The sequence below is a fragment of the Myroides sp. LJL119 genome (genome assembly GCF_054871605.1).
Genome location: NZ_JBTXLO010000002.1, coordinates 482,222 through 489,165 on the forward strand (window position 1 = coordinate 482,222; position 6,944 = coordinate 489,165).

Annotated in this window: 6 protein-coding genes; all 6 read left to right on the top strand. The window is 36.7% G+C overall.

Features of this window, described 5'->3' with window-relative positions; genetic code table 11:
* Positions 1 to 160: 160 nt before the first annotated feature.
* On the top strand, positions 161 to 1,555 hold the full coding sequence (locus ACYSNV_RS04925; protein ID WP_461761455.1) for a TolC family protein: 1,395 nt from the start codon (positions 161 to 163) through the stop codon (positions 1,553 to 1,555).
* Between the two features lie 12 nt (positions 1,556 to 1,567).
* Positions 1,568 to 2,554, top strand: a complete 987-nt coding sequence (locus ACYSNV_RS04930) for an HlyD family secretion protein (protein ID WP_461761456.1) — start codon at positions 1,568 to 1,570, stop codon at positions 2,552 to 2,554.
* Between the two features lie 12 nt (positions 2,555 to 2,566).
* A complete protein-coding gene (locus tag ACYSNV_RS04935) occupies positions 2,567 to 3,733 on the top strand; it encodes an ABC transporter permease (protein WP_461761457.1) in 1,167 nt (388 codons plus the stop codon).
* Positions 3,696 to 4,949 carry an ABC transporter permease gene (locus ACYSNV_RS04940; protein ID WP_461761458.1) on the top strand — a complete coding sequence of 418 codons (1,254 nt, stop codon included), beginning with the start codon at positions 3,696 to 3,698 and terminating at the stop codon, positions 4,947 to 4,949. Before ACYSNV_RS04935 ends, ACYSNV_RS04940 begins: the two co-directional genes overlap by 38 nt.
* 287 nt (positions 4,950 to 5,236) lie before the next feature.
* Positions 5,237 to 6,688 (top strand): amino acid permease, encoded by a 1,452-nt coding sequence (locus tag ACYSNV_RS04945; RefSeq protein ID WP_461761459.1) that lies wholly within the window; start codon positions 5,237 to 5,239, stop codon positions 6,686 to 6,688.
* Between the two features lie 46 nt (positions 6,689 to 6,734).
* Positions 6,735 to 6,944 (top strand): transposase (locus ACYSNV_RS04950; protein WP_461761460.1); only part of this gene is annotated, 210 nt, incomplete at its 3' end.

The following is a 6,944-nucleotide window of genomic DNA, read 5'->3' on the forward strand; positions in this document are numbered from 1 at the left end:
AAAAGGACATAATTTAAAAATTAAATAAATAAAAAACACCCATTAATAGGGTGTTTTTTACTTTAATATATGATAATATTTGTTAAAAATAAAATGACTCATTGTAGTAATTTTGTTAAAAAGTAGCTATATTTGAGATATATAAAATGATTTTACATTAATGAGAGTTTTAAAGTTAACAAGTACTCTGGCAGCTTTTATGTTTGCTGTAGCTGGTTTATTTAGTTCTTTTTCGGCTTATGGGCAAGACTTGTCTTTTTCACAGGCCTATCAAAAAATGAATCAAAACAACAGTAGTTTAAAAGCCGCAGAGAAACAAGCGCAGGTGGAGAGTTTTAAAACAAAAGCTGTCCAAGGTCTAAGGTACCCTTCTGTAAAGGCTTACGGGATGGGATTGTGGACAGATCGATCTTTGGGTGTAAACTTAAATGGTCTTAGAAATGGTATTGCTGATTTTGTTGAGTTACCCAATCCCGATGTGCTAGGAGATTGGAAAATGGACTTTAATAAAAGAGATATGGTCTTTGGAGGTTTTGAAGCAACCCTGCCTATTTTTGTAGGTGGTAAGGTCAACGCCGCGGTAAAGGCCTCTAAGATTGAACAGGATATCGCTTTGGTAAATGTAGATAATACCCAAGGAGCTTTGATAAGTGAACTAGCCGAGCGCTATTTTATGGTAAAATTGGCCCAAGAAGCAGTTCAGGTTAGAAAGCAGGTCTTAAAAGCAATGGAGAAACACCTAGAGGATGCAACTAAACTAGAGGACAATGGTATGATTGCTCCGGTAGAAAAGCTAGTTGCCCAAGTAGCTGTATCGGATGCTAAAAGAGAACTTGAAGCAACTGTAAAAGATGCTACTATGGCGCGAATTGCCCTTGCTAATACCTTGGAGATTGATCAGGTTCCCGATAGCCTATCAACTGATTTTTTCTTAGTCCCAGATCTACAAACCCTGGAGTTTTATAAAGAATCGGCTCAGATGAATTTTCCTTTATTACAAAAAATTGACCTAGAAAGACAACTAGCTCAACAAGGAGTGAAAGTTGCACAAAGTGGTAGATACCCAGCTTTGGTTGCCTTTGGGCAAACCATACTTGCTCATAATAATCCAATTAGTGGATTGGATATCTTATATAACAATAATAAGCCCTGGACAATAGGAGTGGGACTTACTTATAATTTATTCGAAGGGTTTAAAACCAAGAATGAAATCCGCGCTGCAAAGGCAACGGTGGAAAGTGTAGAATTAATGCAAACCAAGGCTGTTAGTGATGTGAAAATGTTAGTCTCAAAACTATATCAGGACATTGAAAAACAACAGGAATTAATAAATAATTTAAAGCTTCAACAGCAATTAGCCCAGGAGTATCTTCGCGTGAGAACCCGTGCCTTTAGCGAAGGATTTGCCTCCTCCACCGATGTGGTGGATGCCGAGGTAGCCTTATCGGTTGTTAAATTATTAAAAATAGAGGCGCATTTTCAATACGCTGTGGAATTAGCAGCTTTATTTGAACTAGCCGGGGTTAGTCAAGACTTTTTACAATACACCAATTAAATTTAAAAGACAATGAAAAAAAATATTATCAATGCATTAATAGGGATTCTTATCATAGGGGTTGTTTTAGGTGTTAGTCTTTGGTATTTGGCCGCTCCAGACCAGGTCTACATGCAAGGACAGGTGGAGGCCAAGCAAATCAACGTTGCCTCTAAGATTCCCGGAAGAGTAGAACAAGTCTTAGTTGAGGAAGGACAAGATGTTAAAAAGGGAGATGTCCTTCTTGTTTTGGGCACCCCAGAGATTGATGCAAAACTCGCTCAAGTTCAAGCCCTAGAGCACGCCGCTCAAGCGATGGATTCTAAGGTAAAGGCTGGGTCAAGACAACAAGAGGTTCAAGCAGCCTATAATATGTTACAACAAGCAAAAACTGCCGCAAGTCTGGCTAAAAGTACCTATGAAAGGGTAGAGAATTTATATAACGATAAGGTGGTACCTGCTCAAAAAAGAGATGAGGCCTATGCGCAATACAAAGCCTCTATGGAGTCCGAGAAAATAGCCGAGTCAAATTATCAGATGATCCAAGAAGGAGCAAGAGAAGAAGATAAAAAAGCGGCTTTGGCTATGGTACATCAGACCCAAGCCGGTGTTGCCGAGGTTAATATTTTTAAATCAGAGGGGCAAGTAAAAGCACCTAGAGATGGACAAATTATTACCATTATGCCAAATGCTGGAGAGATCATAAACGCTGGTTACCCTTTAGTGAACCTAGTAGATTTAGATGATGTATGGGTGTTTTTTAATGTGCGTGAGGATTTAATGCCGTATTTTAAAATGAATACCCAGTTACAGGCCATTATTCCAGGATTGGGTAATCAAGAGGTAACCTTAGAGGTTAGATACATTGCTGCTCAAGGAGATTACGCAACTTGGAGTGCAACCAAGACAAAAGGAGATTTTGATATGAAAACATTTTTAATCAAAGCCTATCCTACAACAAAGGTTCCTGGATTACGTCCTGGAATGAGCGCTTTGATTGATCAAAAGAATTTGAAGTAAAAAAAACATAACGTGAAAAAAGGATTTTTTGCCATATTTAAACAAGAAACGATAAAGATTTTTACCCAGCCTAAAACCCTGTTGCTGATGCTGGGAGTACCTTTGTTTCTTTTTATTTTTTATGCCTCTTTGTTCAAACAAGGGGTGCCTACCAATTTACCCATCGTGGTATTAGATAGCGATAAAAGTCAACTTTCACGTCAGTTTAAAATGATGATTGAATCTACTTCCACTTTAAATATCTATCAGGAAGTAAACGATGAGTTAGAAGGAGAGAAATACATGCGTAAAGGACAGGCCTATGCTTTTGTGATCATACCAAAGGATTTTGAAAGAAATATTTATAGGAATGATTACACAAGTGTGACTTGTTATTACAACGGGGAATATATTTTGCCAGGAGGCCTTATTATGCAAAGCTTCCAAACCCTTGGGATGATGTTTGCTGCTGGGGCCAGAGTACAAACCTTAGAGCAAGGCGGTCTTACCCCGGATCAAGCCCTGGCTATGGTAAATCCAATTAATACAGATTTTCATATTTTGTTTAACCCCTATACCAGTTATGCAATTTATTTGAATTTATCCTTTATGCCAATGGCCTTTCAAATCATTATTATGATTATAACGGTTAATGCCGTTGGTAGACCATTGAAATACCAGCAAGGACATCAAATCTTGGATCTTGCCGGAGGCAGTGTGATAAAAGCCATGCTAGGTACTTTGTTACCCTATACAGTGATTTTTATGATCCTAGGGGTTTTTATGAACGCACTTTTATACTACCGAATTGGAGTTCCATTGCAGGGAAGCTTTTTAGGAGTTAATTTAATCTTTTTGTCCTTTGTCATTGCCATTCAAGCTGTAGGACTTTTTATTGCATCTATTATGACTAGTTTAAGGGTGGCTATAACCGTTGGGGGAGATTATTGCGCTATTGCATTTTCTTTTGCAGGTTATACCTTCCCGGCAGATGGGATGAGTAATTTTATACAAGGAGCCAATTATATATTTCCTTTTACCTCCTATATGCGATTTGTGGTGGATTATGCCATGCGGGGAATAATGTTTAATCACAATCAAGATGTTTATCTAATCGGTTTGGCAGTATTTACAGCCCTGGGAGCCATAGGAATACCATTTTATGCAAGAAAATTACAAAAAGGAGGTTACAATGCTTAAAACAATCATAGAGAACTTTGCTAACGTTACAAAATCGGCATTAATCGAGTTGAAATTAATTTTCAAAGATTTTGCGGTCTATAGTATTTATGTACTTGCTATAATGGCTGTATCTTTATTGTACGCTTATGTATATACCAATGAGATTATTATTCACATACCGGTTGCGGTGGTGGATAATGATCAAACAAGTACCACCAGGGAAATTACCCGAATGTTAGATGCAAGTCAAGAGCTAGAAGTCGTTCATCAAAGTACCTCTTTGGATGCAGCAAGGGTTTTATTTGATCAAGAAAAAGTTCGTGCCATTGTGGTAATTGAAAAAGATTTTACCAAGAAACTCCAGAATTCTACCGTTCCTACGGTGGTCGGATATATTGATACGGCTAATATTTTATATTATAAAGAAACCCTGGCTACTTTAATGAATGTAGTTCAAACCATGGGAGCAGAGGTAGAGTTAAATCAAATAATGAGCTCAGGGGTACCCATGAATCAGGCCATAGCCACTCGAAGACCTTTTGATGTTAATGCTATACCTTTGTTTAATATTGCCGATGGTTATGGGACTTTTGTTTTGCCGGTAGTTTTTATTATCGCCATCCAAACCCTTCAATTAACCGCAATGGGAATATTAAATGGAACCCTTAGAGAAAAAAATCTTTTTGTATCTACATTTGGTTTTGCAAGAAGAAGATTTGGTAGCGTGTTTTTAACTATGGGTAGGAGTTTACCCTATTTATTTATATCCATTTGTTTACTTTTATTTGAGGTCACTGTGGTAACTCATATTAATGTGTTCCCACAAAGAGGAAGTTATTGGGATATTATTTTGTTTGCCATACCGGTGGTTTTATCCATTACTTTTTTAGGCATGTTTTTAACGAATTGGTTTAAACAAAGAGAAGATGCCCTTATGACTATCACTATTTTCTCTATTCCAAGTTTGGCCCTTTGTGGTCTTTCATGGCCCGTTACTGCCTTTCCAGCATGGCTGGCTATTTTAGCTAAGTTTGTACCAACTACCTACGGTGTGCAAGGATTTGTTTCCATTAGTCAATTCGGAGCTAGTATAACCGAGCTTAAAGAGGCCTATGTGTTTTTATGGGGACTTACAGGGTTTTATTTTATACTGGCTTGCTGGACCAATGCTAGACTTTTAAAGGGTGAGAATAAAAGTAAATCAGCCCATGTGCAACTGCCAGAGCAAAGCTAGTGGGAGTGTAAAAACAAATAGATAAGAAAATAGAAAAACAGATTATAAAGATTTAAAAAAGTTAATAAAAATATAAAAACAAGTCCTTAACCGGTTGGTTATGGGCTTTTTTTAATGTATTTTTATACATGAATATCTTAATATATTTATTAGAGTGTCTTTTAATAATTAAAATACTGTAGATAATATATTTTAAAGCAAAAAAAAATTAACTAATTATTACTTGCTTGGATAGTCTTAAAAAATGAAGACTACTTAGTTTAAACTACTATAAAACTTTATATTGTATGGAGGATAAATCAAACACATCAACAAGCTCTAGTTTATCGGCTACAAGCACTACTAATAAGACTTACCTTAGTAGATTTGCGTTTTTTGCCATGACGGCATCTTTGTTTATTACCGTTTATGAATACCCTACTTTTGCACAAAGTGGTAAGGCATTGGTGTTTTTTTTAGTTGCCTGTGGTATATTATGGTTTTTGCCCGTTGCACTTTGCTCGGCTGAGTTGGCCACTATAAAAGGTAATCAACAAGGAGGAATATTTAGCTGGGTAGGTAATGCCCTTGGCACCCCAATGGGATTTGCCGCACTTTTTTTCCAGTGGTTTCAAATAACAGTTGGTTTTGTAACAATGCTTTATTTTGTAACAGGAACCGTGGCGGCAGTTTTTGATTTACCGGCTTTAAATGACGTGCCATGGATTAAGTTTTTGGCCGTGGTTGGGGCTTTTTGGATTATTACATTTTTGCAGTTTCAAGGGACGCAAAGCACAGCAAAGATTGCTAAATATGGATTTTCCTTTGGAATTATAGTTCCTGTGAGTTGTATGTTTTTTTTAGCGGTTTACTATTTTTCTCAAGGCCATAGTATATCCACTAATTTTACCCAAGTAAGTTTTATTCCCAATAAAGGAAATATCGCTGCTTTAACATCCTTTGTTTTAGCATACATGGGAGTAGAGGCCTCGGCCCCACATGCAACAGAATTAAATAACTTTAAACGAAACTATCCCTTGATCATGGTAGCTTTAGTTATCGTAGGGGTGTGCTTTAGTACCATTGGAGGTAGCGTGGTATCAATGGTTTTACAAGGAAATATATCTTCAAATGAAGGAATAATAGATGCGCTACATGTTTTAGTGGGCTCCTCCCAATATAATTGGGTTGTGGTGGCTTTAGGTAGTTTAATTTGCTTTGGTATTGTAGCCCAGGTAAGTTCATGGATTGTTAGTCCAACGGCTGGTTTACAATACGTTGCTGACCAAGGTATGTTACCGGCTGTGTTTAAAACAAATAATAAAAAGGGAGTTCCTGTATTTATTTTATACATACAAGGGATTATTGTTACTATTTGGGCGGCTATCTTAACCTTTGGATCAGGTAGCTCGGGTGGGAATATATCCTTTCAGACCGCTATTTCATTAACAGTAATTATTTACCTAAGCGCTTATATTTTGTTTTTTATAGCCTATTTTAATGTGCTTTTATTTAAAAAAGATTTGCCAAGAGCTTATCAAGTTCCTGGAGGTAATATAGTGAAATTTATTGTTGCCAGTGTTGGTTTATTAATGAGTATGGCAGCGATTCTAACAGCTTTTGTAATTCCAAGCTCTTTAAGTGAGTCAGAGGGTAAAACCTATGTTATACTGCTTTTGGTTAGCTTTGCCATTACCCTTGTTTTGCCATTTGTTATCTTTAAGGCATATAATAAAAACAAAAAAACTTTACCATCTTAAAACTAGACATGCCCCAAAAAGTTAGACACTTTTTGGGGCATTTTTTATGAGTAGAAAACAGAATTATCAGTTTGATTTTAAACTTAAACTAGTGGAACTAGTCGTTAAGCAAGGGTACACAGCTCATTTGGTTTGTAGAGAATATAAAGTCTCCGCTGCTACTTTTGACTTTTGGTGTAAGCAATATCACTATCATGGAGCAAAAGGTTTGGAAAAACCTTCTGTTTCTAAGAGTTTTAATACGGAAGAAAAATTA

Excerpts from the sequence above, each read along its gene's own strand:
- ACYSNV_RS04925 (WP_461761455.1), top strand. The coding sequence starts at position 161 with ATGAGAGTTTTAAAGTTAACAAGTACTCTGGCAGCTTTTATGTTTGCT.
- ACYSNV_RS04930 (WP_461761456.1), top strand. The coding sequence starts at position 1,568 with ATGAAAAAAAATATTATCAATGCATTAATAGGGATTCTTATCATAGGG.
- ACYSNV_RS04940 (WP_461761458.1), top strand. The coding sequence starts at position 3,696 with ATGCAAGAAAATTACAAAAAGGAGGTTACAATGCTTAAAACAATCATA.
- ACYSNV_RS04945 (WP_461761459.1), top strand. The coding sequence starts at position 5,237 with ATGGAGGATAAATCAAACACATCAACAAGCTCTAGTTTATCGGCTACA.